This window comes from Pantoea sp. JGM49 (genome assembly GCF_018257655.1).
GTDB lineage: Bacteria > Pseudomonadota > Gammaproteobacteria > Enterobacterales > Enterobacteriaceae > Pantoea > Pantoea communis.
Window position 1 is genome coordinate 1 of record NZ_JAERJM010000027.1, and the last position, 26,352, is coordinate 26,352.

23 protein-coding genes and 1 riboswitch are annotated in these 26,352 nt (G+C 52.9%); of the genes, 6 read left to right on the forward strand and 17 right to left on the reverse strand.

Annotated elements, in window-relative coordinates; all coding sequences use genetic code 11:
• The coding region (locus JK231_RS24610; protein WP_211729868.1) for a hypothetical protein at positions 1-208 on the reverse strand (208 nt) is incomplete at its 3' end.
• Between the two features lie 236 nt (positions 209-444).
• Between JK231_RS24610 and purH the strand changes: the two genes are divergently transcribed.
• Together purH and purD are read left to right on the forward strand one after the other, a co-directional pair.
• Complete coding sequence (gene purH / locus JK231_RS24615) at positions 445-2,034, forward strand: bifunctional phosphoribosylaminoimidazolecarboxamide formyltransferase/IMP cyclohydrolase (RefSeq protein ID WP_097119769.1); 1,590 nt, start codon at positions 445-447, stop codon at positions 2,032-2,034.
• An 18-nt stretch (positions 2,035-2,052) separates the two neighbouring features.
• Positions 2,053-3,333, forward strand: coding sequence for a phosphoribosylamine--glycine ligase (gene purD / locus JK231_RS24620; protein WP_097119770.1), 1,281 nt, complete (start codon positions 2,053-2,055; stop codon positions 3,331-3,333).
• A gap of 41 nt (positions 3,334-3,374) precedes the next feature.
• Here purD and JK231_RS24625 read toward each other — a convergent pair whose 3' ends face one another.
• The 6 genes from JK231_RS24625 to nudC all read right to left on the reverse strand — a co-directional run bounded on the left by JK231_RS24625 (position 3,375) and on the right by nudC (position 7,774).
• Entirely contained in the window at positions 3,375-4,040 is a 666-nt protein-coding gene (locus tag JK231_RS24625) for a DUF1481 domain-containing protein (RefSeq protein WP_097119771.1), read from the reverse strand.
• 68 nt (positions 4,041-4,108) lie between these two features.
• Positions 4,109-4,381: a nucleoid-associated protein HU-alpha gene (hupA, locus tag JK231_RS24630; RefSeq protein ID WP_006121511.1), complete on the reverse strand. Its 273-nt coding sequence runs from the start codon at positions 4,379-4,381 to the stop codon at positions 4,109-4,111.
• A 188-nt stretch (positions 4,382-4,569) separates the two neighbouring features.
• Complete coding sequence (locus JK231_RS24635; RefSeq protein WP_034828920.1) at positions 4,570-5,160, reverse strand: YjaG family protein; 591 nt, start codon at positions 5,158-5,160, stop codon at positions 4,570-4,572.
• Between the two features lie 62 nt (positions 5,161-5,222).
• Positions 5,223-5,891 carry a deoxyribonuclease V gene (gene nfi, locus JK231_RS24640; protein WP_211729865.1) on the reverse strand — a complete coding sequence of 223 codons (669 nt, stop codon included), beginning with the start codon at positions 5,889-5,891 and terminating at the stop codon, positions 5,223-5,225.
• A gap of 2 nt (positions 5,892-5,893) precedes the next feature.
• Positions 5,894-6,961: a uroporphyrinogen decarboxylase gene (gene hemE / locus JK231_RS24645; RefSeq protein WP_211729866.1), complete on the reverse strand. Its 1,068-nt coding sequence runs from the start codon at positions 6,959-6,961 to the stop codon at positions 5,894-5,896.
• Positions 6,962-7,000: 39 nt separating this feature from the next.
• Complete coding sequence (gene nudC, locus JK231_RS24650; RefSeq protein WP_160834659.1) at positions 7,001-7,774, reverse strand: NAD(+) diphosphatase; 774 nt, start codon at positions 7,772-7,774, stop codon at positions 7,001-7,003.
• Positions 7,775-7,862: 88 nt separating this feature from the next.
• Between nudC and JK231_RS24655 the strand changes: the two genes are divergently transcribed.
• The 3 genes from JK231_RS24655 to thiE all read left to right on the forward strand — a co-directional run bounded on the left by JK231_RS24655 (position 7,863) and on the right by thiE (position 11,386).
• Positions 7,863-8,369 carry an Rsd/AlgQ family anti-sigma factor gene (locus JK231_RS24655; protein ID WP_058962185.1) on the forward strand — a complete coding sequence of 169 codons (507 nt, stop codon included), beginning with the start codon at positions 7,863-7,865 and terminating at the stop codon, positions 8,367-8,369.
• Between the two features lie 256 nt (positions 8,370-8,625).
• Positions 8,626-8,726, forward strand: a riboswitch (TPP riboswitch).
• Positions 8,727-8,816: 90 nt separating this feature from the next.
• Positions 8,817-10,742 carry a phosphomethylpyrimidine synthase ThiC gene (thiC, locus tag JK231_RS24660; protein WP_211729867.1) on the forward strand — a complete coding sequence of 642 codons (1,926 nt, stop codon included), beginning with the start codon at positions 8,817-8,819 and terminating at the stop codon, positions 10,740-10,742.
• Positions 10,739-11,386, forward strand: a complete 648-nt coding sequence (gene thiE / locus JK231_RS24665) for a thiamine phosphate synthase (RefSeq protein ID WP_097119776.1) — start codon at positions 10,739-10,741, stop codon at positions 11,384-11,386. The genes thiC and thiE overlap by 4 nt, the downstream gene beginning before the upstream one ends.
• A 156-nt stretch (positions 11,387-11,542) precedes the next feature.
• Here thiE and JK231_RS24670 read toward each other — a convergent pair whose 3' ends face one another.
• On the reverse strand, positions 11,543-12,997 hold the full coding sequence (locus tag JK231_RS24670; protein WP_166936614.1) for a PLP-dependent aminotransferase family protein: 1,455 nt from the start codon (positions 12,995-12,997) through the stop codon (positions 11,543-11,545).
• A 175-nt stretch (positions 12,998-13,172) separates the two neighbouring features.
• Here JK231_RS24670 and JK231_RS24675 point away from each other — a divergent pair, with 175 nt between their 5' ends.
• Positions 13,173-13,361, forward strand: a complete 189-nt coding sequence (locus JK231_RS24675) for a DUF1127 domain-containing protein (protein ID WP_097119778.1) — start codon at positions 13,173-13,175, stop codon at positions 13,359-13,361.
• A 60-nt stretch (positions 13,362-13,421) separates the two neighbouring features.
• Here JK231_RS24675 and rpoC read toward each other — a convergent pair whose 3' ends face one another.
• From rpoC to JK231_RS24720, 9 genes are all read right to left on the reverse strand, one after another.
• Positions 13,422-17,645, reverse strand: coding sequence for a DNA-directed RNA polymerase subunit beta' (gene rpoC / locus JK231_RS24680; RefSeq protein ID WP_097119779.1), 4,224 nt, complete (start codon positions 17,643-17,645; stop codon positions 13,422-13,424).
• Positions 17,646-17,722: 77 nt separating this feature from the next.
• The gene (gene rpoB, locus JK231_RS24685) at positions 17,723-21,751 is read right to left on the reverse strand and encodes a DNA-directed RNA polymerase subunit beta (protein ID WP_034828907.1); all 4,029 of its coding nucleotides are present in this window, start codon (positions 21,749-21,751) and stop codon (positions 17,723-17,725) included.
• Between the two features lie 329 nt (positions 21,752-22,080).
• On the reverse strand, positions 22,081-22,443 hold the full coding sequence (gene rplL / locus JK231_RS24690) for a 50S ribosomal protein L7/L12 (protein ID WP_034828906.1): 363 nt from the start codon (positions 22,441-22,443) through the stop codon (positions 22,081-22,083).
• 66 nt (positions 22,444-22,509) lie between these two features.
• Positions 22,510-23,007, reverse strand: coding sequence for a 50S ribosomal protein L10 (gene rplJ / locus JK231_RS24695; RefSeq protein ID WP_034828904.1), 498 nt, complete (start codon positions 23,005-23,007; stop codon positions 22,510-22,512).
• Positions 23,008-23,358: 351 nt separating this feature from the next.
• Positions 23,359-24,063, reverse strand: coding sequence for a 50S ribosomal protein L1 (gene rplA, locus JK231_RS24700; RefSeq protein ID WP_034828901.1), 705 nt, complete (start codon positions 24,061-24,063; stop codon positions 23,359-23,361).
• A gap of 3 nt (positions 24,064-24,066) precedes the next feature.
• Positions 24,067-24,495: a 50S ribosomal protein L11 gene (rplK, locus tag JK231_RS24705; protein ID WP_034828899.1), complete on the reverse strand. Its 429-nt coding sequence runs from the start codon at positions 24,493-24,495 to the stop codon at positions 24,067-24,069.
• Between the two features lie 147 nt (positions 24,496-24,642).
• Complete coding sequence (gene nusG, locus JK231_RS24710; RefSeq protein WP_010616908.1) at positions 24,643-25,188, reverse strand: transcription termination/antitermination protein NusG; 546 nt, start codon at positions 25,186-25,188, stop codon at positions 24,643-24,645.
• Position 25,189: 1 nt separating this feature from the next.
• Positions 25,190-25,573: a preprotein translocase subunit SecE gene (gene secE, locus JK231_RS24715; RefSeq protein WP_039381824.1), complete on the reverse strand. Its 384-nt coding sequence runs from the start codon at positions 25,571-25,573 to the stop codon at positions 25,190-25,192.
• Positions 25,574-25,800: 227 nt separating this feature from the next.
• Positions 25,801-26,352: EF-Tu/IF-2/RF-3 family GTPase (locus tag JK231_RS24720; protein ID WP_249221838.1), on the reverse strand; the 552-nt coding region annotated here is incomplete at its 5' end.

Consider the following 26,352-nt stretch of genomic DNA (forward strand, 5'->3'; position numbering starts at 1 on the left):
CTGCTGTTGCGAGGTGGCGTATATTACGCTTTCCTCCTTCAGAGTCAAACACTTTTTTCAGCGTTTTTCTCCGGCGGAAGTTCTTAGCGAAGCTTCCTGTCAACACCGCACTTCGTAAACCGTTGTGCCGTTTCGATGGATGCGCATTATAGGGAGTTGTTCGCAGCGCGCAACCGCTAAATTCAATAAAAACAACCGTTCGCTGCATTCCACAGCAAAACCCCGCCTTATACCCACTTACACACAGTGTTATCCACATTCATCTGCACAAATGAATTTAGGCGAGCATCGCGCAAACGTTTTCGCTACAATGCCCGGCGACGTCAAGGATGCCCCTTTTGGGGCGTTACATGAAGCAAGTACTCTCTTCTATATATAAGAGAAGCGCTAAGCTTGATGTAACGCTCTTATTTATGCGAAACAAAGCCAAGGGATAAAACCACCATGCAACAACGTCGTCCAGTACGCCGCGCTCTTCTCAGTGTTTCTGATAAAGCCGGTATCCTCGAATTTGCTCAGGCACTCTCCAGCCGTGGTGTTGAGCTGCTCTCCACAGGTGGTACTGCTCGCCTGCTGGCAGATGCGGGCCTGCCCGTCACCGAAGTCTCTGACTACACCGGTTTCCCGGAAATGATGGATGGACGCGTCAAAACGCTGCACCCGAAAGTGCATGGCGGTATTCTGGGCCGTCGCGGCACCGATGATGCGATCATGGCCGAGCACGCGATCAACCCTATCGATATGGTGGTGGTAAACCTTTATCCCTTCGCTCAAACCGTTGCCAAACCCGATTGCTCACTGGCAGACGCGGTAGAGAATATCGATATCGGTGGCCCAACCATGGTGCGCTCCGCTGCGAAGAACCACAAAGATGTGGCAATCGTGGTGAAGAGCAGCGACTACGAGGCCATCATCGCCGAGCTGGACGCCAACGAAAACTCCCTGACGCTGGACACCCGTTTCGATCTGGCGATCAAAGCCTTCGAACACACCGCAGCCTACGACAGCATGATTGCCAACTACTTTGGCAGCCTGGTACCGGCTTATCATAGCGACAGCAAAGAGCCTGCCGGCCGCTTCCCACGAACGCTGAACCTCAACTTCATCAAGAAGCAGGATATGCGTTACGGCGAGAACAGCCATCAGGACGCTGCCTTCTATATAGAAGAGAATGTGGCAGAAGCTTCTGTTGCGACTGCACAGCAGGTACAGGGCAAGGCGCTCTCTTACAACAACATCGCGGATACCGATGCCGCACTTGAGTGTGTGAAAGAGTTTGATGAAGCCGCTTGCGTGATCGTTAAGCATGCTAACCCGTGTGGTGTGGCAGTGGGCGGTTCGATTCTTGACGCCTATGAGCGCGCTTACAAAACTGATCCAACTTCTGCTTTTGGCGGCATCATCGCTTTCAACCGTGAATTGGATGAAGCCACTGCCCAGGCGATCATCAGCCGTCAGTTTGTCGAAGTGATCATTGCCCCTTCAGCCAGCGAAGCGGCACTTAAAGTTACCGCAACAAAACAGAACGTTCGCGTGCTGGTTTGTGGACAGTGGCAGGGCCGTGTTGCTGCACTGGACTTCAAGCGTGTTAATGGCGGCATGCTGGTTCAGGATCGCGATCTCGGTATGGTTGATGCCAGTCAGCTGCGAGTCGTGACTAAGCGCCAGCCAAGCGAGCAGGAACTGCGTGATGCGCTGTTCTGCTGGAAAGTAGCCAAGTTCGTGAAATCCAACGCCATTGTCTACGCACGTGACAATATGACTATCGGCATAGGCGCCGGACAGATGAGCCGCGTTTATTCTGCCAAAATTGCCGGTATCAAAGCAGGCGACGAAGGTTTAGAAGTTAAAGGTTCAGCCATGGCGTCTGATGCTTTCTTCCCGTTCCGCGATGGTATCGACGCAGCGGCTGCTGTAGGTATCAGCTGTGTGATTCAACCAGGTGGTTCTATCCGTGATGATGAAGTGATTGCCGCCGCTGATGAGCACGGTATTGCGATGATCTTCACCGACATGCGTCACTTCCGCCATTAATAGCCTGGAGCCGTATAGATGAAAATTTTAGTGATTGGTAATGGTGGACGTGAACACGCGTTGGCATGGAAAGCAGCACAGTCACCGCTGGCCGAAACGGTCTTTGTTGCACCGGGCAACGCGGGTACCGCACTGGAACCTGCACTGCAGAACGTGGCGATCAGCGCCACTGACGTTCCTGCACTGTTAGCCTTTGCTCAGAAAGAGAAGATCGATCTGACCATCGTAGGCCCAGAAGCGCCGCTGGTGATTGGCGTGGTCGATGCGTTCCGTGCAGCGGGTCTGAAAATCTTTGGCCCAACGCAGGCGGCTGCACAGCTGGAAGGATCAAAAGCCTTCACCAAAGATTTCCTGGCACGCCAGCAGATCCCTACCGCTGAATACCAGAACTTTACGGAAGTTGAGCCCGCGCTGGCTTACCTGCGTGAGAAAGGCGCACCGATCGTGATTAAAGCGGATGGTCTGGCAGCCGGTAAAGGGGTTATCGTCGCGATGGAACTGGCTGAAGCGGAAGCTGCAGTGCAGGACATGCTGGCAGGTAACGCTTTCGGCGATGCAGGCCATCGTATCGTCATTGAAGAGTTCCTCGACGGCGAAGAAGCCAGTTTTATCGTGATGGTGGATGGCGACAACGTGTTACCCATGGCCACCAGCCAGGATCATAAACGTGTAGGCGATGGTGATACCGGCCCAAATACCGGAGGCATGGGCGCTTACTCGCCAGCCCCGGTTGTCACCGATGAGATCCACCAGCGTGTGATGGACCAGATTATCTGGCCAACCGTTAACGGCATGAAAGCGGAAGGCAACACCTATACCGGCTTCCTATATGCCGGCCTGATGATCGATAAAGCCGGTCAGCCGAAAGTGATCGAGTTCAACTGCCGCTTTGGCGATCCAGAAACCCAGCCGATCATGCTGCGTCTGCAGTCAGATCTGGTTGAGCTGTGCCTGGCCGCAGTGGATGGCAAACTCGATAAGCAGACCTCGCAGTGGGATCCACGCCCATCGCTGGGTGTCGTGCTGGCGGCTGGCGGCTATCCCGCGGATTACAACACCGGTGATCAAATCCACGGTCTACCGCTGGAAGAAGTGCCGGACGGTAAAGTGTTCCACGCGGGCACCACGATGAAAGATGATGTGGTGGTCACCAACGGTGGACGCGTGCTGTGCGTCACTGCCCTGGGCGAAGATGTGGCTGCCGCGCAGAAGAATGCCTATGCGCTGGCGAAACATATTTCCTGGGAAGGCAGCTTCTGCCGTAAAGATATTGGTTACCGCGCGATTAATCGCAAGTAATCATCAAGGGGCGCGCTCTGCGCCCCTTGTTTTTTCCCAACTCAGAAATCACTCTCTTTCGGCTGCCAGCTACACTCATCCTCTGGCGTCGCCCGCAACAACTGCACGCCTTCAGGTGCCTCCAACCATGACACCATCAACGACTGTGGCTGGTTTTGCTGCTGCTGAGATAGCGTGGCAATGATTCCGCTATCAAAGGGTGCATTCACCACTTTGCCATCACAATCGCGCACCTGCGTAGCGCCCAGCCAATGCCCCTGCTTCAGTAATACACGGCCACTCAGCAACGCATTACTTTGCTCCAGCATACGTTGCGCGTCGAAACGATAGAGCTCAACCGTATCACCACTTACCGCTTCACGACGGCCGGCCAGCTGACGCTGCATAAAATTAAGATTGCCCAGATGGTCAAAACGCAGCGTCACGTCATCGGGTTGCTCACCCGCCACAATGCGCTCAACGCTGATCAGGTGGTTCTGTTGCCAGTTGTAGTCAGTGGTTTCCATGGCATCGCCATTGAAAGGGGTATAAACAGTGCGAAGATGGACAGCCTGATGGTCACTGTTCTTGCGCCAGATGCGCACAGTGCCACGATCGGCCAGATAGCCACTTGCCGTAAAGGCAGGGAGATCAGAGGTGGAACTACAGCCCGCGAGCAGCGCACCGAGTAACAGGGCGCAGACGCGCTGAGTAATCGTGTTCAGCATGACAGGCCCCAATAACAAAAAGGGGCGTGTCGCCCCTCTTTTAAAGCTTAAACCGCGATGCGGAAAACTTACTTAACAGCGTCTTTCAGAGCTTTACCAGAGACGAACGCTGGCACGTTAGCTGCCGCGATTTTGATCTCTTTACCAGTCTGTGGGTTGCGACCGGTACGCTCAGCGCGGTGGTTCACTTTAAAAGTACCAAAACCAACCAGTTGTACAGCATCACCTTCTTTCAGAGACTCAGTGATCGCAGCCAGGGTAGATTCCAGCGCAGCTTTAGCCTGGGTTTTTGACAGGTCAGCTTTCTCTGCGATCACATCAATCAGTTGAGTCTTGTTCATAAGTTATCCTTAAAGTGTATTTATCGCTTGCTAAGCAACGAGTGCGAGGGAAAAGCCATATTCTGGCACTCTTCAACCTGCACGCAAAGATAGCCACAATTTTCAGCCCCCCAAATGTAGACCAGACAGGGGGCTGATGTGAAGCCTCCAGGCGCGGTAATTCAGGCCTGAAGTCACGTTTTATCGCCTTATTGCTGAAAAAGTATACCGATGTTACTGATTCCCGCTTCGCGCAGGTCAGAACGTAACCCTTTAATCAGCTCAAGGTCGCGCTCTTCGCAGTCTGCCAGCAGACGGAAAATCTCCCACTGCAGATCCCATTCATCAATCACCGCCTGATTTTCACGCAGCTCTTCATCGGTCATTTCACGACCGGCCTGCGTCATTTCAAGGATAGCGACGGTGGTGATCGAGGTGCGACTGACTTCGATTGCGTGCTCCAGCGTTTCACCGCTGAGTTGTGCATGCACAACTTCGCTCAACGCAACACAGGCATCGATCGCTGGGTGGACACCGTAGATATCAAAATCATCGCCATTCGGAATCGCAGACTCCAGCTTCTCCAGTTGGCTATCGAAGTTAATTTTGGCGTCTTTGACCGTCAGGCTTTCCCAGACAAGGTCAAGGATGCGACGATAGAGTTGCGGATCGGCGAATTCAGTCTGCTGACAGAAGGCCCAATAATTGGGGAACATCCGCTCGCACAGACAGGCCATAAAGGTCATATGCTGCCAGCTTTCCAGCTTCGCCAGACGCAAATGGACGGGGTTCTGTAACATCAAACTTACTCTCAATAGGTTAGCTGGCGGCAGTGTACCGCAAAAGCCGCGCGCAAACAGCGTTAACGCGCATTTTGCCAACGCAGAAACGCAGGACGCCCCGAAGCAACCGCATCGGCCCAGCGTGTAGGCTCGGGCAAACGATAGCCCGCGGTACATTTCTCCACCCAATTCAGTGCGCTGTCCATACTGACACGATGCCCGGTTGAGACGAACAAAGGGTTGCAGCGCGCTTTACTGCGCCACACCCAACCAATTTGTTCGCCTTTATCCATCAGTGGCTGGCGGCTCCCCGGTTCAGCATCCAATTCGGTAAAACGCCCGCAGAGCCGTTTTTTCGCCACGCCAATGGTTGGAACATCCACCAGCGAGCCAAAATGCGCAGCCACGCCGAGGCGACGGGGATGGGCAATACCATGACCATCAACAAATAAAAGATCGGGTTGGTGTGTGAGCTGCTGCCAGGCTGCAAGCAGTGCGGGGACTTCGCGAAACGATAAGAAACCCGGGATGTAAGGCATGGTGGTCGCGAGGCGTGCTATACGGTGCTCCACGAGTTGCAATGAGGGATATTCTAATACCACCAGTGCCGCACGCGTGATGTCACCTTCCTGTTCAAAACCGACGTCCGCACCGGCGATAAAACGAGGCGGCAGGACGTCGAAATCATCCTGCCGCATCACGTTAGCAGCGCGTTGTAACTGTTCAGCCCGCAGCGCGGCTAAATCCATGCTTAACCCTGATGATAAGGGCGAGACAGACGATGTACGGCTTCGACGAATGCACCGGCGTGCTCTGGCGGCACATTCTGATGAATGCCATGGCCCAGGTTGAAGACATGCCCTTCACCCGTGCCAAAGCCTTCAAGGATAGTGGCCACTTCCTGCTCGATACGTGCCGGAGGCGCATACAGCATGGAAGGATCCATGTTGCCCTGCAACGCAACTTTGTCACCCACGCGACGACGCGCATCGGCAATATCGGTGCTCCAGTCCAGTCCCAGCGCATCACATCCGGTCGCTGCGATAGCCTCCAGCCACTGACCACCACCTTTGGTGAACAGCGTAATCGGCACGCGGCGACCTTCGTTCTCGTGCAGCACGCTATCGACGATTTTGTGCATATAGTAGAGTGAAAACTCACGGTAATCGCGGCCGGTCAGCACGCCGCCCCAGGTGTCGAAGACCATAATCGACTGTGCACCGGCTTTGATCTGGGCGTTCAGGTAATGGATGACACTGTCAGCCAGCTTATCCAGCAGCTTGTGCAGGGTTTGCGGCTCGGCATACATCATCTTTTTAATTTTGGTGAACGCTTTACTGCTGCCGCCTTCAACCATGTAGGTCGCCAGCGTCCATGGGCTGCCAGAGAAACCGATCAAAGGCACTTCGCCTTTCAGGTTATGGCGAATGGTACGCACCGCATTCATCACATAACCCAGCTCATCTTCCGGATCCGGGATCGGTAGCTTGTCGACATCTGCACGGCAGGTAATAGGATTTGAGAAGCGCGGACCTTCGCCCGTTTCAAAATAGAGCCCCAGCCCCATCGCATCAGGAATCGTCAGGATATCGCTGAAGAGGATCGCGGCATCCAGCGCATAACGACGCAGCGGCTGCAGGGTGACTTCGCACGCCAGCTCCGCATTCTTACACAGCGACATAAAATCACCGGCTTCAGCACGCGTGGCTTTGTACTCCGGCAAATAACGCCCGGCTTGTCGCATCATCCATACAGGGGTGACATCCACCGGCTGACGTAACAGGGCACGCAGATAACGATCGTTCTTCAGTTCACTCATAATGGGCTCTCTCATGCTAAGGCCGCCAGTGTAGCATTTTCACGGCGCGCTGGCGCGACACAGGGCAACGGTATCTTCAATCAACCGCCGTGCCACCGTGCCCGGTGGCGGTAACAAGGGCAAATCGTCATAGCGATACCAGCCGGCATCCAGCAACTCTTTGCCATCATGCTGCAACTCACCGCCCTCATATTCGGCCATAAACGCCATCATTAATGAATGCGGGAACGGCCAGGGCTGCGAGGTGACGTAGCGGACATTTTTAACCCGGACGTTGCTCTCTTCCATCACTTCACGCGCGACGGCCTGCTCCAGCGTCTCCCCGACCTCAACAAAGCCAGCTAATACTGTGTAAATGCTGTTGCGATGGCGCGCATGGTTGGCCAGCAGAATCTCCTCCCCCCGGCGAATCGCTACGATGATGCACGGTGCAATTTGCGGGTAATAGCGCTCGCGGCAATGGTGACACAGGCAGGCAAATTCGCGTTTACTGAGGTGCATTTCGTGGCCGCAGTAGCCACACCAGCGGTGTGAGCGGTAGAATTCGGCGAGTTGAACTCCACGTCCAACCATCTGAAAAAGCCCAACATCTTCGTCGATAAGCTGGCGAACAGAGCCCATATTGTCAGGTCGTGATTCACATATCAGCCAGACATTCTCCGCCTGCCATTCGCCAATCAAAATCGCGGTTTTTCCAGTCAGGCCAAAATCGCCGGATAAGCCATGCGGCAGTTCACCTTGCGGTAACCAAAGTTTTTGTTCATGGCTGACAATCCACCAGCCAGCGTCTACGCTTGAGATCTCACGTTGCATCTTATTCGTTGTCCTTAGCGTCAAATGGCACGCTGAAATCCTGATGTTAAGTGTGGAATGGATAACTATAACTCACCCGGAGCCCCATATGCTTACCCAGTTAGATGACCTGGCCAGGCGTGTAAGTGGCGGTAATGAACTCGTTGATGCGTGGCTGCGCGCGCGCCGACAGTTGCTTGTCAGCTATTACGCATTAATTGGCATCAAGCCAAACAAAGAGGCGCTCAGTGCCCTGGATGAACAGGCGCTGGATGCGTTTTGTCACGGCCTGGTTGATTACCTCTCAACCGGTCATTTCAGTATTTATGAACGCATTATCAGTGAGATGGAGGGCGATAGCCCACTCATTGCGGCAGCCCAACTCTATCCCGCTCTGGAAGCGAATACCGATCGCATGATGCAACTGTATGACAGCCATCTGCAGCAGGCCATCAACGACGATAACTGCGTAGAATTCCAGAAGGCGTTATCCGAAGTGGGTGAAGTGCTGGAGTCGCGCTTCACGCTGGAAGATAAGCTGGTGCAACTCGCCTGGGATAACCAGCTGGCGCGCCCACCGGTCGCCAATGAAAGCAGCATGGCTCGCCCCGCTTAACTTCGGCCCCATGTAAAAAACTTGTTATTCCGAAAAAGCCCTCTTATGCTGAATGGTGTTTTTTTTTGAGGCCTATTCACGTTTTTATGCGTCTCTTTAAAGCAATCTAGAGTCAAATTTTGCGATATAAGCGTAGCGTGCGCAGCCAGTTCACGCTCGGACAGCGCGCAGTGGCCGGAGCGTACACGTAGTACGTGACGGACACGAGCACTGCCCTGGCGTGAAATGGCCAGCAAAGTAGCTTATATCGTAAAATTCAACCTTGTCGGAGTGCCCTAAGGGGCTGAGACCGTTTATTCGGGATCCGCGGAACCTGATCAGGTTAGTACCTGCGAAGGGAACAAGAGTAGACATTCACAGAGCGATGCGTGTTGGCGCCCGGCATCGTCCCTGTTACTCCTTCCGAACTCTGGACAAGCAACTTCCCCTTAATTCAGGAAATTTGCTATGTCTGTTGCTAAAACTTCTCGTCGTGAACAACGTGCACAAGCGCAGGAATTTATCGATTCGCTGCAGGGCACTGCTTTCCCCCAATCCAAACGTATCTGGATCACCGGCAGCCGAGCGGATATCCGTGTGCCGATGCGCGAAATCCAGCTTAGCCCTACACACATCGGTGGCACAAAAGAGAATCCACAGTATGAGCACAACGAACCAGTGCCGGTATATGACACGGCAGGTGCTTATGGCGATCCCGCGGCCACCATTGATGTGCATCGGGGATTAGACCGATTGCGTGAAAACTGGATTGCTGAACGCGATGACAGCGAAGCGATCCACCAGTTGAGTTCGCAATACACCCAGCAACGCTTAGCCGATGAAGGGCTGGATCACCTGCGCTTCGAGCAGTTACCGCAGCCGCGTCGTGCCAAAGCTGGCCGCTGCGTCACGCAACTGCATTACGCACGTCAGGGCATAATTACACCCGAGATGGAATTTATTGCGGTGCGAGAAAACATGGGCTGCGAACGTATTCGTGGTGAAGTGCTACTGCAACAGCACCCGGGCCACAGTTTCGGTGCCAATCTGCCGGAAAATATCACCGCCGAATTTGTGCGCCAGGAAGTTGCCAGCGGTCGCGCTATCATACCCTCCAATATTAATCACCCCGAATCCGAGCCGATGATCATTGGCCGTAACTTTCTGGTGAAGGTGAACGCCAATATAGGCAACTCAGCGGTGAGCTCATCGATCGAAGAGGAAGTGGAGAAACTGGTGTGGTCAACACGCTGGGGGGCGGATACCGTGATGGACCTCTCCACAGGCCGCTATATCCATGAAACGCGCGAGTGGATTTTGCGAAACAGCCCGGTGCCGATTGGTACTGTGCCCATTTATCAGGCACTGGAGAAAGTGAATGGCGTGGCGGAAGACCTTAACTGGGAGATTTTCCGCGATACCCTGCTCGAGCAAGCCGAACAGGGCGTAGATTACTTCACCATCCACGCCGGAGTCCTGCTGCGCTATGTGCCGATGACGGCTAAACGTCTGACCGGTATTGTCTCGCGTGGCGGCTCGATCATGGCGAAGTGGTGCCTGTCACATCATCAAGAGAGTTTCCTCTATCTGCATTTCCGCGAGATCTGTGAAATCTGCGCTGCCTATGATGTCGCGCTCTCACTCGGTGATGGCCTGCGTCCGGGATCAATTCAGGACGCCAACGATGAAGCCCAGTTTGCCGAATTGCACACGCTAGGTGAGCTGACCAAAGTTGCCTGGGAATACGATGTGCAAGTGATGATTGAAGGTCCAGGCCATGTGCCAATGCAGATGATCCGCCGCAACATGACCGAACAGTTAGAGCACTGTCACGAAGCGCCGTTTTACACGCTTGGCCCACTGACCACCGATATCGCCCCCGGGTACGATCATTTTACCTCCGGCATTGGTGCCGCGATGATTGGTTGGTTTGGCTGCGCCATGCTGTGCTACGTCACACCGAAAGAGCACCTCGGTTTGCCGAATAAAGAAGATGTTAAGCAGGGTCTGATTACCTACAAGATCGCCGCGCATGCCGCCGATCTGGCTAAGGGCCATCCCGGCGCTCAGATCCGTGATAACGCCATGTCGAAAGCACGCTTTGAATTCCGTTGGGAGGATCAGTTCAATCTGGCGCTCGATCCGCATACGGCACGCGCTTATCACGATGAGACATTGCCGCAGGAATCGGGCAAAGTGGCTCACTTCTGCTCAATGTGCGGTCCAAAATTCTGTTCGATGAAAATTACCCAGGAAGTGCGCGAATATGCTGCTCGCCAGCATGCTGAAGCCCAGCCCATTGAAATTGGCATGGCGCAGATGTCGGATACCTTCCGCAGTCGTGGTGGCGAGCTTTATCACGCCGCCGATGCCCTTAAAGAGGAAAAAGTATGACCGATGCCTTTCCAGCCACGGCCCCGAAACTGGGGCTGTACCCTGTTGTTGATAGCGTAGAGTGGATTGCACGCTTACTGGAGGCTGGCGTTCGCACCATCCAGTTGCGCATCAAAGATTGCCAGGATCATGAAGTAGAAGACGCAGTGCGCGAGGCAATTGCGCTGGGCAAGCAATACCGTGCACGCCTGTTTATCAACGATTACTGGCGATTAGCGATCAAATATAACGCCTATGGCGTGCATCTTGGTCAGGAAGATTTGGACGTGGCTAATCTGGACGCTATCCGCCAGGCAGGTTTGCGTCTTGGGTTATCGACTCATGATGATGCCGAGTTAGACCGCGCGCTGGCACTGCGTCCTTCCTACATTGCATTGGGGCATATTTATCCCACACAAACCAAAGATATGCCTTCGGAACCTCAGGGCGTCGTAGAATTGAAACGCCACATGGCGCGGTTGCAGGATATACCGACTGTGGCGATTGGCGGTATATCCCTTGCGCGCGTACCTGAAGTTTTGGCCACTGGCGTTGGAAGCGTTGCTGTGGTGAGCGCCATTACTCAGGCGGCAGACTGGCGTCAGGCGACACAGGAGCTGCTGGCACTGGTTGAAGCTGGAACCCAGCCCGCAGAAGCGTTGTAACGTTCTGCAATCAGGGTAATTTGGCTGGAACCTCACGCGCAGTCCGCTTCCTGCGGGCTAGCGTGTTTTTCCGGTCAGGATAAAGTGTGCCTGCCCGCTGTCGCTGGCAGTGGGCCAGGGCTGGTCTACCTCTCTCTCCAGCCCTGCCTTTCCACTTTAATCAGTCAGGGATGAAGCGGGTTCCGTTTCAATATGACAGGCATGCATGGCCTGCTCCACCGCAGCGCCAAGTTGGGCGATGGCCTGTTCTGTATGCTCATTGATGGGCAACCCATAATTCAGGCGCAAGCAGTTACGATATTTGCCCGAGGCAGAAAACAGCGATCCGACAGCGACCTGAATGTTCAACGTGCGAAGTTCGGTGTTAAGCCGAACCGCATCAAACGCTTCAGGTAACTCAATCCACATCAGGAAGCTGCCCTGCGGACGCGAGACACAGATACCGCACGGGAAATAGTGGCGTACCCAGCAGCTAAAAGTCTCGTAGTTACGTTGATATACCTGGCGCATCCGGCGTAAATGCGGCCCATAGTGACCAAGACGAATAAATTCGGCCACCGCATGTTGCGGCTGTGTGGCTGTTGAACCCGTGCCGATATATTTCATATGCAAGACGCGATCGCGATAGCGTCCAGGTGCCACCCAGCCAACACGTAACCCGGGAGCCAGCGTCTTAGAGAATGAACTACACAACAACACCCTGCCATCCATATCCAAAGATTTAATGGTAATGGGACGTGGATACTCCCATGCCAATTCACCGTAAACATCGTCTTCAATAATCGCGGCATCAAAGCGCTGTGCCAGTGCCAGCAGCGCACGCTTGCGCGCCTCGGGCATGATAAATCCGAGTGGATTATTGCAATTTGGCACTACTACCACGGCTTTAATGGGCCACTGCTCGAATGCCAACTCCAGAGCTTCAAGGCTAATGCCCGTCACCGAATCGGTAGGGATTTCAATGGCACGGATACCAAGCCCGCGCAGGGTCTGCATCGTGCCATGAAATGTCGGAGATTCAACGGCGATAATATCACCCGGTTCACACACCGCACGGATCGACACGGACAGCGCTTCATGGCAGCCCGTGGTGATCACAATATCCTCTGCGGTGAGCTGACAACCGCTATCGATAGTTAAGCGTGCGACCTGCTCACGCAAGGCCGCAACGCCTAACAGACTGTCATAATTGAGCTGGTCAAGATCCTGCTTCTGCGCCATTCGGCTCTGAATTTTCCATAATGGCTTCAATGTCGGCTGGGTAAGGTCTGGCATGCCGCTACCTAATTGCAGCACGTTACCGCTGTTGCGGCTGCTTAATAATTCCAGCACCGATTCCCACTGGGTGATCTCGACGGGGCGTTGTACGGGGCGGGTTAACGCAGGAACAGGAGGCGTGGCTTTGCGCGTCGCAACGAAATAGCCAGAGCGCGGCTGCGGCACAATAAGCTGTTTCTCTTCTAGCAGGTGATACGCCTGCTGCACGGTACTGATGCTCACACCGTGTTCAATACTCAGTGTGCGCACTGAGGGTAAGCGCTCGCCGCTACGGTAGAGTCCCTGCTCAATCCTGTCTGAGAGCAAGCAAGCCAGATGTTGGTAACGCGTCATCGTATGATTCCCCTCGAGTTCACTGAATCTAAATCAGTACAGATCATCCTTTTTTTTACCATTCAGATCCTATCATGCGCAATCTGTATGTTAATAATAAGTGATTTTTGAATCTGTATTGAAATGCACAGGAACTGGACAATACCACTCAGACAACTGACTGAGGGCATTTATTATGGAATTCGATCAAAACCGCGCAGCAAAACCCTTTGATGTAACGCTATTGGATATGGTTCGCGGCACGGGACGTGCCATCAAAAGATGGCGCGCCCGCCGTGAGACTCGCAAAATTCTGTCTCACTTAAGCGATGCACAACTGCGCGACATTGGCCTGACCCGCCACGATATCTGCCGTAAGGGCTGATTAAAAACGAAAAAAAACCCTGCCGAGGCAGGGTTTTTTATGGGTCAGCTTCGCAGACGATTATTCGTCGTCGCTACCGCCAAGACCGGCGTTCAGCAGTTCAGCCAGGCTCGCAGAGGCTTCATCCGCAGTCACCTGCGGTGCAACCGGTGCTTCACCTACAGAACGGCGACGCATACGATCCTGATGGTAAGCATAACCGGTACCGGCCGGGATCAAACGACCCACGATCACGTTCTCTTTCAGGCCGCGCAGTTCATCACGCTTGCCTGCTACTGCTGCTTCAGTCAGGACACGTGTGGTCTCCTGGAACGATGCTGCAGAGATGAACGATTCGGTTGCCAGAGAAGCTTTGGTGATACCCAGCAGATCGCGCATAAAGGTTGCGCCAATTTTGCCGTTCGCTTCGAGGTCGCGGTTAGCGATCTTGATGCGAGAGTATTCAGCCTGCTCACCTTCCAGGAACTCGGTGCTGCCCGCGCTGGCGATGGTTGCTTTACGCAGCATCTGACGCACGATGACTTCGATGTGTTTATCGTTAATCTTAACGCCTTGCAGACGGTAAACTTCCTGCACTTCGTTAGTGATGTAACGGGTCACAGCATGGACGCCACGCAGACGCAGGATGTCGTGTGGAGACTCTGGGCCGTCAGAAACAACGTCACCACGTTCTACACGCTCACCTTCGAATACGTTCAGCTGACGCCATTTCGGAATCATCTCTTCGTACGGATCGCTACCATCAACCGGTGTAATCACCAGACGACGCTTGCCTTTGGTCTCTTTACCGAACGAGATAATACCGCTGATCTCGGCCAGAATTGCTGGCTCTTTCGGACGACGCGCTTCGAACAGGTCAGCAACGCGTGGCAGACCACCGGTGATGTCCTTGGTACCGCCAGATTCCTGAGGTACACGAGACAGGGTGTCACCCGCACTGATCTTAACGCCATCTTCCAACTGAACAATCGCTTTGCCCGGCAGGAAGTACTGAGCTGGCATGTCGGTACCTGGAATCAGAACATCATTTCCGTTGGCATCAACAATTTTCAGCGCAGGACGCAGATCTTTACCGCCCGCAGTACGTTCTGCAGAATCCAGAACCACCAGCGATGACAGACCAGTCAGGTCATCAGTCTGACGAGTAATCGTCTGACCATCGATCATGTCAGTGAAGCGAATGAAACCGCCCACTTCGGTGATAACAGGCATGGTGTGCGGATCCCAGTTTGCTACGGTCTCGCCCGCTGCAACCTGCTCACCATCACCTTTAGCCATCATCGCGCCGTAAGGGACTTTATAGCTCTCTTTGGTACGACCGAATTCATCGATCATCTTCAGCTCAACGTTACGAGAGACGATAACCAGTTTCCCGGAGGAGTTGGTTACAGACTTCGCGTTGGTCAGCTTAATAGTACCTTTGTTCTTCACCTGGATGCTGGATTCAGCAGCCGCACGAGATGCCGCACCACCGATGTGGAACGTACGCATCGTCAGCTGTGTACCAGGCTCACCGATGGACTGTGCTGCGATAACGCCGATGGCCTCACCTTTGTTGATGATGTGACCACGTGCCAGGTCGCGACCGTAGCAGTGTGCACACACACCAAAGTCGGTTTCACAACCAACAACAGAACGCACTTTGATCGCATCGACTGAGTTCAGTTCGATCACATCACACCAGTGCTCATCGATCAGCGTGTTACGCGGGATCAGGATGTCAGCAGTACCTGGTTTCAGTACGTCTTCAGCAGTCACACGACCCAGTACACGCTCACGCAGTGGTTCTTTAACGTCGCCACCTTCGATAACCGGAGTCATCATGATGCCTTCGAAAGTACCACAGTCGTCTTCGGTAACCACCAGGTCCTGCGCAACGTCTACCAGACGACGCGTCAGATAACCGGAGTTAGCGGTTTTCAGTGCGGTATCCGCAAGACCTTTACGCGCACCGTGCGTCGAGATGAAGTACTGGAGTACGTTCAGACCTTCGCGGAAGTTCGCGGTGATTGGCGTTTCGATGATTGAGCCATCTGGCTTAGCCATCAGACCACGCATACCGGCCAGCTGACGAATCTGTGCAGCAGAACCACGCGCACCGGAGTCGGCCATCATGTAGATGCTGTTGAACGAGACTTGCTGCTCTTCTTCGCCGTGACGGTTGATCACGGTTTCGGTTTGCAGGTTGTCCATCATCGCCTTGGAAACGCGTTCGTTTGCTGCGGCCCAGATATCGATGACTTTGTTGTAACGTTCGCCAGCAGTAACCAGACCAGACTGGAATTGTTCCTGAATCTCAGCAACTTCCGCTTCTGCTTCTGCCACGATTTCCGCTTTCTTAGCTGGGATCACCATGTCGTCGATACCTACAGAGGCACCTGAACGGGCTGCGTAAGCAAAGCCGGTATACATGGTCTGGTCAGCGAAGATAACGGTCGGCTTCAGGCCCAGGATGCGGTAACAGGTGTTCAGCATCTTAGAGATAGCTTTCTTACCCAGCGCCTGGTTGACGATGGAGTAAGGCAGACCTTTCGGCACGATCATCCACAGAATCGCACGACCAATGGTGGTGTCGATTAAGCTGGTTTTCGCGACGAACTCTTCTTGTTCGTTTTTGCTGTACTCGGTGATACGCACTTTAACGCGAGCATGCAACTCGGCCAGGCCAGCGCGATAAACACGCTCAGCTTCTTTCGGGCCAGTCAGCACCATGCCTTCGCCGCGCGCATTCACTTTGTCACGGGTCATGTAGTACAGACCCAGTACAACGTCCTGAGAAGGAACGATGATTGGCTCGCCGTTCGCAGGTGACAGGATGTTGTTGGTAGACATCATCAGAGCACGTGCTTCCAGCTGAGCTTCCAGCGTCAGCGGTACGTGAACTGCCATCTGGTCACCATCGAAGTCGGCGTTATATGCCGCACAAACCAGCGGGTGCAGCTGGATTGCTTTACCTTCGATCAGAACAGGTTCGAATGCCTGGATACCCAAACGGTGCAGGGTTGGTGCACGGTTCAGCAGTACTGGGTGTTCGCGGATCACTTCGTCCAGGATATCCCAAACGACAGCTTCTTCACGCTCAACCATCTTCTTAGCAGCTTTGATGGTGGTCGCGAGGCCACGCAGCTCCAGCTTGCCGTAGATGAACGGCTTGAACAGCTCCAGTGCCATTTTCTTCGGCAGACCACACTGATGCAGACGCAGGTATGGACCTACGGTGATTACAGAACGGCCAGAGTAGTCAACACGTTTACCCAACAGGTTCTGACGGAAACGACCCTGCTTACCTTTGATCATGTCGGCCAAAGATTTCAGAGGACGTTTGTTAGAGCCAGTGATGGCACGACCGCGACGGCCGTTATCCAGCAAGGCATCTACCGCTTCCTGCAGCATACGTTTTTCGTTACGTACGATGATATCTGGCGCAGCCAGATCCAACAGACGCTTCAGACGGTTGTTACGGTTAATGACGCGACGATACAGATCGTTCAGATCCGACGTAGCGAAACGACCACCATCCAGCGGTACCAGCGGACGCAGATCTGGCGGCAGAACCGGCAGAACGGTCAGGATCATCCACTCTGGCTTGTTACCAGACTGTACGAACGCTTCCAGCAGCTTGATACGCTTGGTCAGCTTTTTACGTTTGGTCTCGGAGTTGGTTTCGTTCAGCTCTTCACGCAGCTGCTCGCACTCTTGCTCCAGATCCATATTTTTCAGCAGCGCCTGGATAGCTTCCGCACCCATCTTCGCGTCGAATTCGTCACCGAACTCTTCCAGCGCATCAAGGTACTGCTCTTCGGTCAGAATCTGACGTTTTTCCAGGTTGGTCATACCGCCTTCGATCACAACATAAGATTCGAAGTACAGTACGCGCTCGATATCACGCAGTGGCATATCCAGCAGTAAGCCGATACGCGAAGGCAGTGATTTCAGGAACCAAATGTGCGCAGTTGGTGAAGCCAGTTCAATGTGGCCCATGCGCTCACGACGAACCTTGGTCTGTGTAACTTCAACGCCACACTTCTCACAGATCACGCCACGATGTTTTAAACGCTTGTACTTACCGCACAGGCATTCGTAATCTTTTACCGGCCCAAAGATACGGGCGCAGAAAAGACCGTCACGCTCCGGCTTGAAGGTACGGTAGTTAATGGTTTCTGGCTTTTTAACTTCACCAAAAGACCATGAACGGATCATATCTGGCGAAGCCAGAGCGATCTTGATCGCATCAAACTCTTCGGTCTTAGTTTGCGCTTTCAGAAACTTAAGTAAGTCTTTCACGGATTAGCTCCCGTCGGAGTGGAACTCTCAGGGACGCACACCGAAGTGCGCGTCCCGTAACCAGTACTTACGAGTGCTTACTCGTCTTCCAGCTCGATGTTGATACCCAGCGAGCGGATCTCTTTCAACAGTACGTTGAAGGATTCCGGCATGCCCGGTTCCATCTGATGGTTGCCATCGACGATGTTTTTATACATCTTCGTACGGCCATTCACGTCATCAGACTTAACGGTCAGCATTTCCTGCAGGGTATAAGCAGCACCGTATGCTTCCAGTGCCCACACTTCCATCTCACCGAAGCGCTGACCACCGAACTGCGCTTTACCACCCAGCGGCTGCTGAGTAACAAGGCTGTACGAGCCAGTTGAACGGGCGTGCATCTTGTCGTCGACCAGGTGGTTCAGTTTCAGCATGTACATGTAACCTACGGTTACCTGACGCTCAAACTGCTCACCGGTACGGCCGTCGAACAGAGTGATCTGACCGGAAGAAGGCAGGCCGCCGAGCTGCAGCAGCTCTTTGATCTCGCTCTCTTTCGCACCATCAAACACTGGCGTTGCGATTGGCATACCTTTTTTCAGGTTCTCAGCCAGACGCAGAACTTCGTCGTCAGTGAAGGTGTTCAGATCGACTTTCTGACGCACATCGGTGCCCAGATCGTAAGCACGCTGGATGAACTCACGCAGTTTGGCGACTTCTTCCTGCTTCTTCAGCATCGCATTGATTTTCTCACCAATGCCTTTAGCCGCCATACCCAGGTGGGTTTCCAGGATCTGACCGATGTTCATACGTGACGGTACGCCCAGCGGGTTCAGTACGATGTCGACCGGCGTGCCGTTCTCATCGTAAGGCATATCTTCGATCGGGTTGATCTTAGAGATAACACCTTTGTTACCGTGACGACCTGCCATCTTGTCACCAGGCTGGATCTGACGTTTAACCGCCAGGTACACTTTCACGATTTTCAGCACGCCTGGTGCCAGGTCATCGCCCTGAGTGATTTTGCGACGTTTAGCTTCGAGTTTCTTCTCAAACTCGTGCTTCAGCTCGTCATACTGCTCAGCCAGCTGCTCGAGAGAGTTTTGCTTCTCTTCATCAGTCAGGCCCAGTTCCAACCAGCGCTCACGTGGCAGTTTGTCCAGCTTCTCAGCTTCAACACCACCCGAGATCAGTACCGCCTGAATACGGCTGAACAAGCCCGCTTCGAGGATCTGCAGTTCTTCAGACAGGTCTTTCTTAGCCTGCTTCAGCTGCATCTCTTCGATTTCCAGCGCACGTTTGTCTTTTTCTACGCCATCGCGAGTAAAGACTTGAACGTCGATAACCGTACCGGAAACACCGTTAGGAACACGCAGAGAAGAGTCTTTAACGTCAGACGCTTTCTCACCGAAGATCGCACGCAGCAGTTTCTCTTCTGGCGTCAGCTGAGTTTCGCCTTTCGGCGTCACTTTACCGACCAGAATGTCACCACCGGTCACTTCCGCACCGATATAAACGATACCGGATTCATCCAGTTTGGAGAGTGCAGCTTCACCCACGTTCGGGATGTCAGCGGTGATCTCTTCTGGCCCCAGCTTGGTGTCACGAGACACACACGCCAGTTCCTGGATGTGGATAGTGGTGAAACGGTCTTCCTGGACAACACGCTCAGAAACGAGGATGGAGTCTTCGAAGTTGTAACCGTTCCATGGCATGAACGCCACGCGCATGTTCTGACCCAGCGCCAGTTCACCGAGATCGGTAGACGGGCCATCTGCCAGCACGTCGCCACGTTCGATTGGCTCACCCAGGGACACACATGGCATCTGGTTGATGCAGGTGTTCTGGTTAGAACGGGTGTACTTGGTCAGGTTGTAGATGTCGATACCCGCTTCGCCCGGATACATCTCATCTTCGTTAACTTTGATAACGATACGAGAAGCATCAACGTACTGAACGGAACCGCCACGTTTCGCTACGGCAGTTACACCGGAGTCAACCGCTACTGCGCGTTCCATACCGGTACCGACCAGCGGCTTATCAGCGCGCAGAGTTGGTACTGCCTGACGTTGCATGTTCGCACCCATCAAGGCGCGGTTAGCATCATCGTGCTCCAGGAATGGAATCAGTGACGCACCGACTGAAACGACCTGTTGGGTCGAAACGTCCATGTAGTCAACCTGGTCGCGGCTGAACAGGCTTGACTCACCTTTGCTACGGCAAGTGACGAGATCGTCAACAAAGCTACCGTCTTCAGCAAGGTTGGTGTTCGCCTGAGCGATAACGTAGTTACCCTCTTCGATTGCAGAGAGGTAATGAATTTCATCACTCACTTTGCCATCTACCACGCGACGATACGGAGTCTCAAGGAAGCCGTATTCGTTAGTCTGCGCATAAACAGAAAGGGAGTTGATCAGACCGATGTTCGGACCTTCTGGCGTTTCGATTGGGCATACACGACCGTAGTGGGTTGGGTGTACGTCACGCACTTCGAAGCCTGCACGCTCACGCGTCAGACCGCCTGGGCCCAGGGCAGAGATACGACGCTTATGCGTGATCTCAGACAACGGGTTGTTCTGATCCATAAACTGGGACAGCTGGCTTGAACCAAAGAACTCTTTCACCGCCGCCGAAATAGGCTTGGCGTTGATCATGTCCTGAGGCATCAGGGTATCGAGGTCGCCCAGAGACAGACGCTCTTTAACAGCACGCTCAACACGCACCAGACCCACACGGAACTGGTTCTCAGCCATCTCACCGACTGAACGGATACGACGGTTGCCGAGGTGGTCGATATCATCGACTTCGCCAATACCGTTACGGATGCCGATCAGTTTCTTCATCACTTCGATGATGTCGTCTTTGCTCAGGATACCCGAACCTTCGATTTCATCACGCAGCAGTGAACGGTTGAACTTCATACGGCCAACTGCAGACAGATCGTAACGATCTTCTGAGAAGAACAGGTTCTCGAACAGGTTCTCTGCAGCTTCGCGCGTTGGCGGCTCACCAGGACGCATCATACGGTAGATCTCAACCAGCGCGCTCAGGCGATCGTTGGTTGGGTCAACACGCAGGGTCTCTGAAATGTATGGGCCGTGATCCAGGTCGTTGGTGAACAGCGTTTCAATGCGTTTGTGGCCTGACTGGCTCAGTTTAGCCAGCAGATCCAGTGAAAGTTCCATGTTCGCAGGAACGATCAGTTCACCGGTGTTCAGATCGACGTAGTCTTTAGCGACCACTTTGCCAGCGATATATTCGACTGGCACTTCAATGTGCTGAATACCGTCTTTTTCCAGCTGACGAATATGACGCGCAGTGATGCGACGACCTTTCTCAACGTAGACCGTGCCATTGGCTTCGATATCGAAGCTGGCGGTTTCACCACGCAGGCGCTCAGGCACCAGTTCCATCTGCAGTTTGTTATCGCGGATTTCATACACCACTTTATCAAAGAACAGATCAAGGATTTGTTCAGTGGTGTAGTGCAGCGCGCGCAGAATGATACTGGCCGGCAGCTTACGGCGACGGTCAATACGGACGAAGAGGTTGTCTTTCGGGTCGAATTCGAAGTCGAGCCATGAACCGCGGTAAGGGATGATACGTGCGTTATACAGCACTTTACCAGACGAGTGCGTCTTACCCTTATCGCTGTCAAAGAACACGCCAGGACTACGATGCAGCTGAGAAACAATAACACGCTCAGTACCGTTGATAACAAAGGTACCGTTGTCGGTCATGAGTGGAATTTCACCCATGTACACTTCTTGTTCTTTGATGTCTTTTACGGTGCCTTCCGGCGCTTCACGCTCGTAGATCACCAGACGCAGTTTCACGCGCAGCGGTGCCGAATAGGTCACGCCACGGATCTGACATTCAGTTACGTCAAAGACCGGCTCGCCCAAACGGTAGCTGACATACTGCAACTCAGAGTTGCCGCTGTAGCTTGAGATTGGGAATACGGAGCGGAAGGCAGCTTCCAGACCGTATTGGCCTTCTGGATCTTGCTCGATAAACTTCTGGAACGAGTCAAGCTGGATAGAAAGGAGATAAGGTATGTCCAAAACTTGTGGACGTTTACCAAAATCCTTACGAATACGTTTTTTCTCGGTATAGGAGTAAACCATAGGGTTCCTCAGCTAGCTGACATGTCGAACCACGCTGTCCGTCCTGAAGGGACAGTTCATGCAACACTATTTTGTTTTTCATGCGATGCGTAACACCCCATGCAATACATCTTTCTATCACTCTTAAATCATTTCATCGCTGTTGCGCAGGCAGGGAACCCTCACAGGAAAGCGATATATTAAGTCGTCGATAGAAAAAGATATTGAAGAGAAACAATGGACAAACAGTGTGAAACGCCATCATTCCCCTGAAGCGCAAAAAAGCTGGTGACCCAAAAAGTCACCAGCCATCAGCCTGATGTTACTCAGGCTGCAACCCGAAGGTTGTCTTACTTAACTTCAACTTCAGCGCCAGCTTCTTTCAGCAGTGCTTCCAGAGCAGCTGCGTCATCTTTGCTGATGCCTTCTTTGATAACACCGGTAGCTTCAACCAGGTCTTTAGCTTCTTTCAGGCCCAGACCAGTTGCAGTACGAACTGCTTTGATTACGGCAACTTTGTTAGCGCCAGCAGCTTTCAGAATTACGTCAAATTCAGTTTTCTCTTCAGCAGCTTCAGCTGGGCCAGCAGCAACAGCTACAGCAGCAGCAGCAGAAACGCCGAATTTTTCTTCCATAGCAGAAACCAGCTCAACTACTTCCATTACGGACATAGCTGCTACTGCTTCCAGAATTTGATCTTTGGTGATAGACATATCGATTGTTCCTAAAAAACAGAAAAAGTTTATACGTTAGCAAGTACGAAGGAAAAGAAGATGGCCTTAAGCCGCTTCTTTTGCATCGCGTACAGCAGCCAGAGTGCGAACCAGTTTGCCAGCAGCGGCTTCTTTCATGGTCGACATCAGACGTGCCAGTGCTTCTTCGTAAGTCGGCAGAGTTGCCAGACGGTCAATATTGGCCGCCGTGATCAGCTCACCTTCAAAGGCTGCAGCTTTGACCTCAAATTTTGCATTCGCTTTCGCGAACTCTTTGAACAGACGAGCAGCAGCGCCCGGGTGTTCCAAAGAGTATGCAATCAGGGTCGGACCAACAAACGTGTCTTTCAGGATCTCAAACTGAGTTCCTTCAACGACGCGGCGCAGCAAGGTGTTGCGAACAACACGCATGTAAACGCCAGCTTCACGACCTGCTTTACGCAGTTCGGTCATTTTATCAACGGTAACGCCACGGGAATCCGCAACAACCGCTGAAAGCGCGCCTTTGGCTACTTCGCTAACTTCAGCAACAATCGCTTGTTTGCCTTGAAGATTTAATGCCATTAGCTTTTGCTCCTGGATTTGACCGGGAAAAATTTCCCGGAACTCACTTCACTCAGCTACCCGAAGGCACTGAGCGCTATTACACGGTGAGCAGAATCCAGTGAAGAAAAAATTCTTTTTGGTTCTGTCACCGTCTACGCAGGGTATTAAGCAGGTTATCCGAAGATAATCCCGCTCCTGCGGTCTTGGACGGAGGCCAGGATAAGGCCTGGCTCCAACCTAAGCCACTGAACATAAGAGCTTTTAGGCTTATACATTCAGCAACTTTGAATCTGGGTTCTAAATTGAATACTCAATCAGAACAACGGGCGTAAGATTCTAGATGAATTTTTCGCCCGTTTCAAGCAGCAATTAGTTTGCTGCTGCGCTCAGACCAGCCTGGTCAACGGCAACGCCGGCGCCCATGGTGGTAGAGATGCTAACTTTCTTGATGTACACGCCTTTAGCCTGTGAAGGTTTCGCTTTTTTCAGCGCAACCAGCAGAGATTCCAGGTTTTCTTTCAGTTTGTCAGCGTCGAAGTCCACTTTACCGATGGTAGTGTGGATGATGCCGTTTTTGTCGTTACGATAACGAACCTGACCTGCTTTAGCGTTTTTCACTGCTTCAGCAACGTTAGGGGTTACAGTACCCACTTTCGGGTTTGGCATCAGGCCGCGTGGACCCAGAACCTGGCCCAACTGGCCAACAACGCGCATTGCATCTGGAGATGCGATAACAACGTCAAAGTTCATTTCGCCTTTTTTGATCTGGTCAGCCAGATCTTCCATACCTACCAGCTCAGCGCCAGCTGCTTTAGCAGCTTCTGCGTTTGCGCCTTGGGTAAATACAGCAACACGTACTGAACGACCAGTACCGTGTGGCAGAACAGTCGCGCCGCGAACGTTCTGATCTGATTTACGTGCATCGATGCCGAGGTTAACAGCAACGTCAACGCTTTCAACGAACTTAGCAGTTGCCAGTTCTTTCAGCAGAGCAATAGCCTCAGCGATGTCGTACTGCTTGGTCGCGTCAACTTTGTCACGGATTACGCTCATGCGCTTGGTCAGCTTAGCCATTTCTTAATCCTCTACTACCAGGCCCATGGAACGTGCAGTACCTTCGATAGAGCGAGTCATCGCTTCTACGTCAGCACCAGTCATGTCCGCAGCTTTAGTTTCTGCGATTTCACGTACCTGAGCACGAGAAACTTTACCGACTTTGTCTTTGTTCGGCTTACCAGAACCAGACTTGATGCCTGCTGCTTTTTTCAGCAGTACAGCAGCCGGAGGGGTTTTGGTAACGAAGGTGAAAGAACGGTCGCTGTATACAGTGATAACAACTGGAGTAGGCAGGCCTTTCTCCAGAGATTCTGTTTTGGCGTTGAACGCTTTACAGAATTCCATGATGTTAACACCCTGCTGACCCAGTGCTGGACCAACAGGTGGACTTGGGTTCGCCATACCAGCTGCAACCTGCAGCTTGACGTAGGCTTGTACTTTCTTAGCCATGATAATTCCTCAAATGGGTTATAGCGCCTGAAAACAGGCTCCCCGTGATTACGATTCACACGCTGTCACCAGCGCATAAAAACAAAAGGCGCGAAATTATAGGTAAATTTCGCGCCTTCCGCAAGAGCTATAAAGTGAACAAAAGGGTTAACCTTTCTCCACCTGAGCAAAGTCGAGTTCGACTGGTGTTGCACGGCCAAAGATGGAAACAGAGACCTTCAAGCGGCTCTTTTCGTAATCCACCTCTTCGACCACACCGTTGAAGTCGGCAAATGGACCGTCGTTGACGCGCACCATCTCGCCTGGCTCGAACAGCGTTTTTGGACGCGGCTTATCACCCACCTGCTGCAGGCGGTTCATAATCGCATCGACTTCTTTATCACTAATCGGCGCAGGACGGTCAGAAGTACCGCCAATGAAGCCCATGACACGTGGTACGCTACGCACTAAGTGCCAGCTGGCGTCATTCATCACCATCTGGACCAGCACATAGCCAGGGAAGAACTTACGTTCGCTTTTACGGCGCTGGCCACCACGGATTTCAACGACTTCTTCAGTCGGCACCATGACTTCACCAAACAGCTCTTCCATGTTGTGCAGTTTGATATGCTCTTGCAGCGACTTCGCTACGCGGGCTTCAAAACCGGAGAACGCCTGAACGACGTACCAGCGTTTTTTTGGAGCTTCAGACATCTCAGAACCTCAGGCCAGTGATAAACGATACCAGACGGACCAGAATTCCATCCAGCCCCCACAAAATCAGTGACATCACGGCAGTGACCGCGGCAACGATTAACGTGGTGTGCAATGTTTCCTGGCGAGTCGGCCAAATGACCTTACGCATTTCGGTTCTTGCTTCACGAGCAAAAGCCACAGTCGCTTTGCCTTTGATAGTCAGCAACGCTATGCCACCTGCCGCAGCAATCAGTACTACGACAGCCAGCGCGCGCAGAGGCAGCGTAATGTCGCGATAGAGATAGTTGCCAACGATGGCGACTAACAGCAACGCGATGACAGCAACCCACTTTATCGCTTCCAGGCCGCGCCCGCTCCCTTGAGCTTCGGTATTCGCACTCATAAACCAACCTGCCACAATAATTCAGAAACAATTCTGCCCCGCAGAGCGAGGCATCCAAACCGAATGAGCTTTTGGGCGTAACTCGGTATCCGACGCCGTAAACCAGAGCCTGTCTCAGCAATGATTATGATCGAAAATCACTGATGAGCCAGGTTCTATGTAACAGCGTGCAAAAAGGGCATCAAATGATGCCCTTTCCATATGCATTGCGTCAAATGTTATCGCAATTAAGCGATAATTTCAGCAACAACACCCGCACCAACAGTACGGCCGCCTTCACGGATTGCGAAACGCAGACCCTGATCCATAGCGATTGGCTTGATCAAGGTAACGGTCATTTTTACGTTATCGCCTGGCATTACCATCTCAACGCCTTCTGGCAGTTGAACGTCACCGGTCACGTCAGTAGTACGGAAGTAGAACTGAGGACGGTAGCCTTTGAAGAACGGAGTATGACGGCCGCCTTCATCTTTAGACAGTACGTAAACTTCTGAAGTGAACTGGGTATGTGGCTTGATGGTGCCCGGCTTAGCCAGAACCTGACCACGCTCGATATCTTCACGCTTGATACCACGCAGCAGAACACCACAGTTCTCGCCTGCCTGACCCTGGTCCAGCAGTTTGCGGAACATTTCAACGCCGGTACAGGTAGACTTAACGGTGTCTTTCAGACCAACAACTTCAACTTCGTCGCCTACTTTCACGATACCGCGCTCAACACGACCGGTTACAACAGTACCACGGCCTGAGATTGAGAATACGTCTTCGATTGGCAGCAG

Bases quoted from the DNA above. Each gene is read 5' to 3' on its own strand.
- purH (WP_097119769.1), top strand. From the start codon at position 445: ATGCAACAACGTCGTCCAGTACGCCGCGCTCTTCTCAGTGTTTCTGAT.
- purD (WP_097119770.1), top strand. From the start codon at position 2,053: ATGAAAATTTTAGTGATTGGTAATGGTGGACGTGAACACGCGTTGGCA.
- JK231_RS24625 (WP_097119771.1), bottom strand. From the start codon at position 4,040: ATGCTGAACACGATTACTCAGCGCGTCTGCGCCCTGTTACTCGGTGCG.
- hupA (WP_006121511.1), bottom strand. From the start codon at position 4,381: ATGAACAAGACTCAACTGATTGATGTGATCGCAGAGAAAGCTGACCTG.
- JK231_RS24635 (WP_034828920.1), bottom strand. From the start codon at position 5,160: ATGTTACAGAACCCCGTCCATTTGCGTCTGGCGAAGCTGGAAAGCTGG.
- nfi (WP_211729865.1), bottom strand. From the start codon at position 5,891: ATGGATTTAGCCGCGCTGCGGGCTGAACAGTTACAACGCGCTGCTAAC.
- hemE (WP_211729866.1), bottom strand. From the start codon at position 6,961: ATGAGTGAACTGAAGAACGATCGTTATCTGCGTGCCCTGTTACGTCAG.
- nudC (WP_160834659.1), bottom strand. From the start codon at position 7,774: ATGCAACGTGAGATCTCAAGCGTAGACGCTGGCTGGTGGATTGTCAGC.
- JK231_RS24655 (WP_058962185.1), top strand. From the start codon at position 7,863: ATGCTTACCCAGTTAGATGACCTGGCCAGGCGTGTAAGTGGCGGTAAT.
- thiC (WP_211729867.1), top strand. From the start codon at position 8,817: ATGTCTGTTGCTAAAACTTCTCGTCGTGAACAACGTGCACAAGCGCAG.
- thiE (WP_097119776.1), top strand. From the start codon at position 10,739: ATGACCGATGCCTTTCCAGCCACGGCCCCGAAACTGGGGCTGTACCCT.
- JK231_RS24670 (WP_166936614.1), bottom strand. From the start codon at position 12,997: ATGACGCGTTACCAACATCTGGCTTGCTTGCTCTCAGACAGGATTGAG.
- JK231_RS24675 (WP_097119778.1), top strand. From the start codon at position 13,173: ATGGAATTCGATCAAAACCGCGCAGCAAAACCCTTTGATGTAACGCTA.
- rpoB (WP_034828907.1), bottom strand. From the start codon at position 21,751: ATGGTTTACTCCTATACCGAGAAAAAACGTATTCGTAAGGATTTTGGT.
- rplL (WP_034828906.1), bottom strand. From the start codon at position 22,443: ATGTCTATCACCAAAGATCAAATTCTGGAAGCAGTAGCAGCTATGTCC.
- rplJ (WP_034828904.1), bottom strand. From the start codon at position 23,007: ATGGCATTAAATCTTCAAGGCAAACAAGCGATTGTTGCTGAAGTTAGC.
- rplA (WP_034828901.1), bottom strand. From the start codon at position 24,063: ATGGCTAAGCTGACCAAGCGCATGAGCGTAATCCGTGACAAAGTTGAC.
- rplK (WP_034828899.1), bottom strand. From the start codon at position 24,495: ATGGCTAAGAAAGTACAAGCCTACGTCAAGCTGCAGGTTGCAGCTGGT.
- nusG (WP_010616908.1), bottom strand. From the start codon at position 25,188: ATGTCTGAAGCTCCAAAAAAACGCTGGTACGTCGTTCAGGCGTTCTCC.
- secE (WP_039381824.1), bottom strand. From the start codon at position 25,573: ATGAGTGCGAATACCGAAGCTCAAGGGAGCGGGCGCGGCCTGGAAGCG.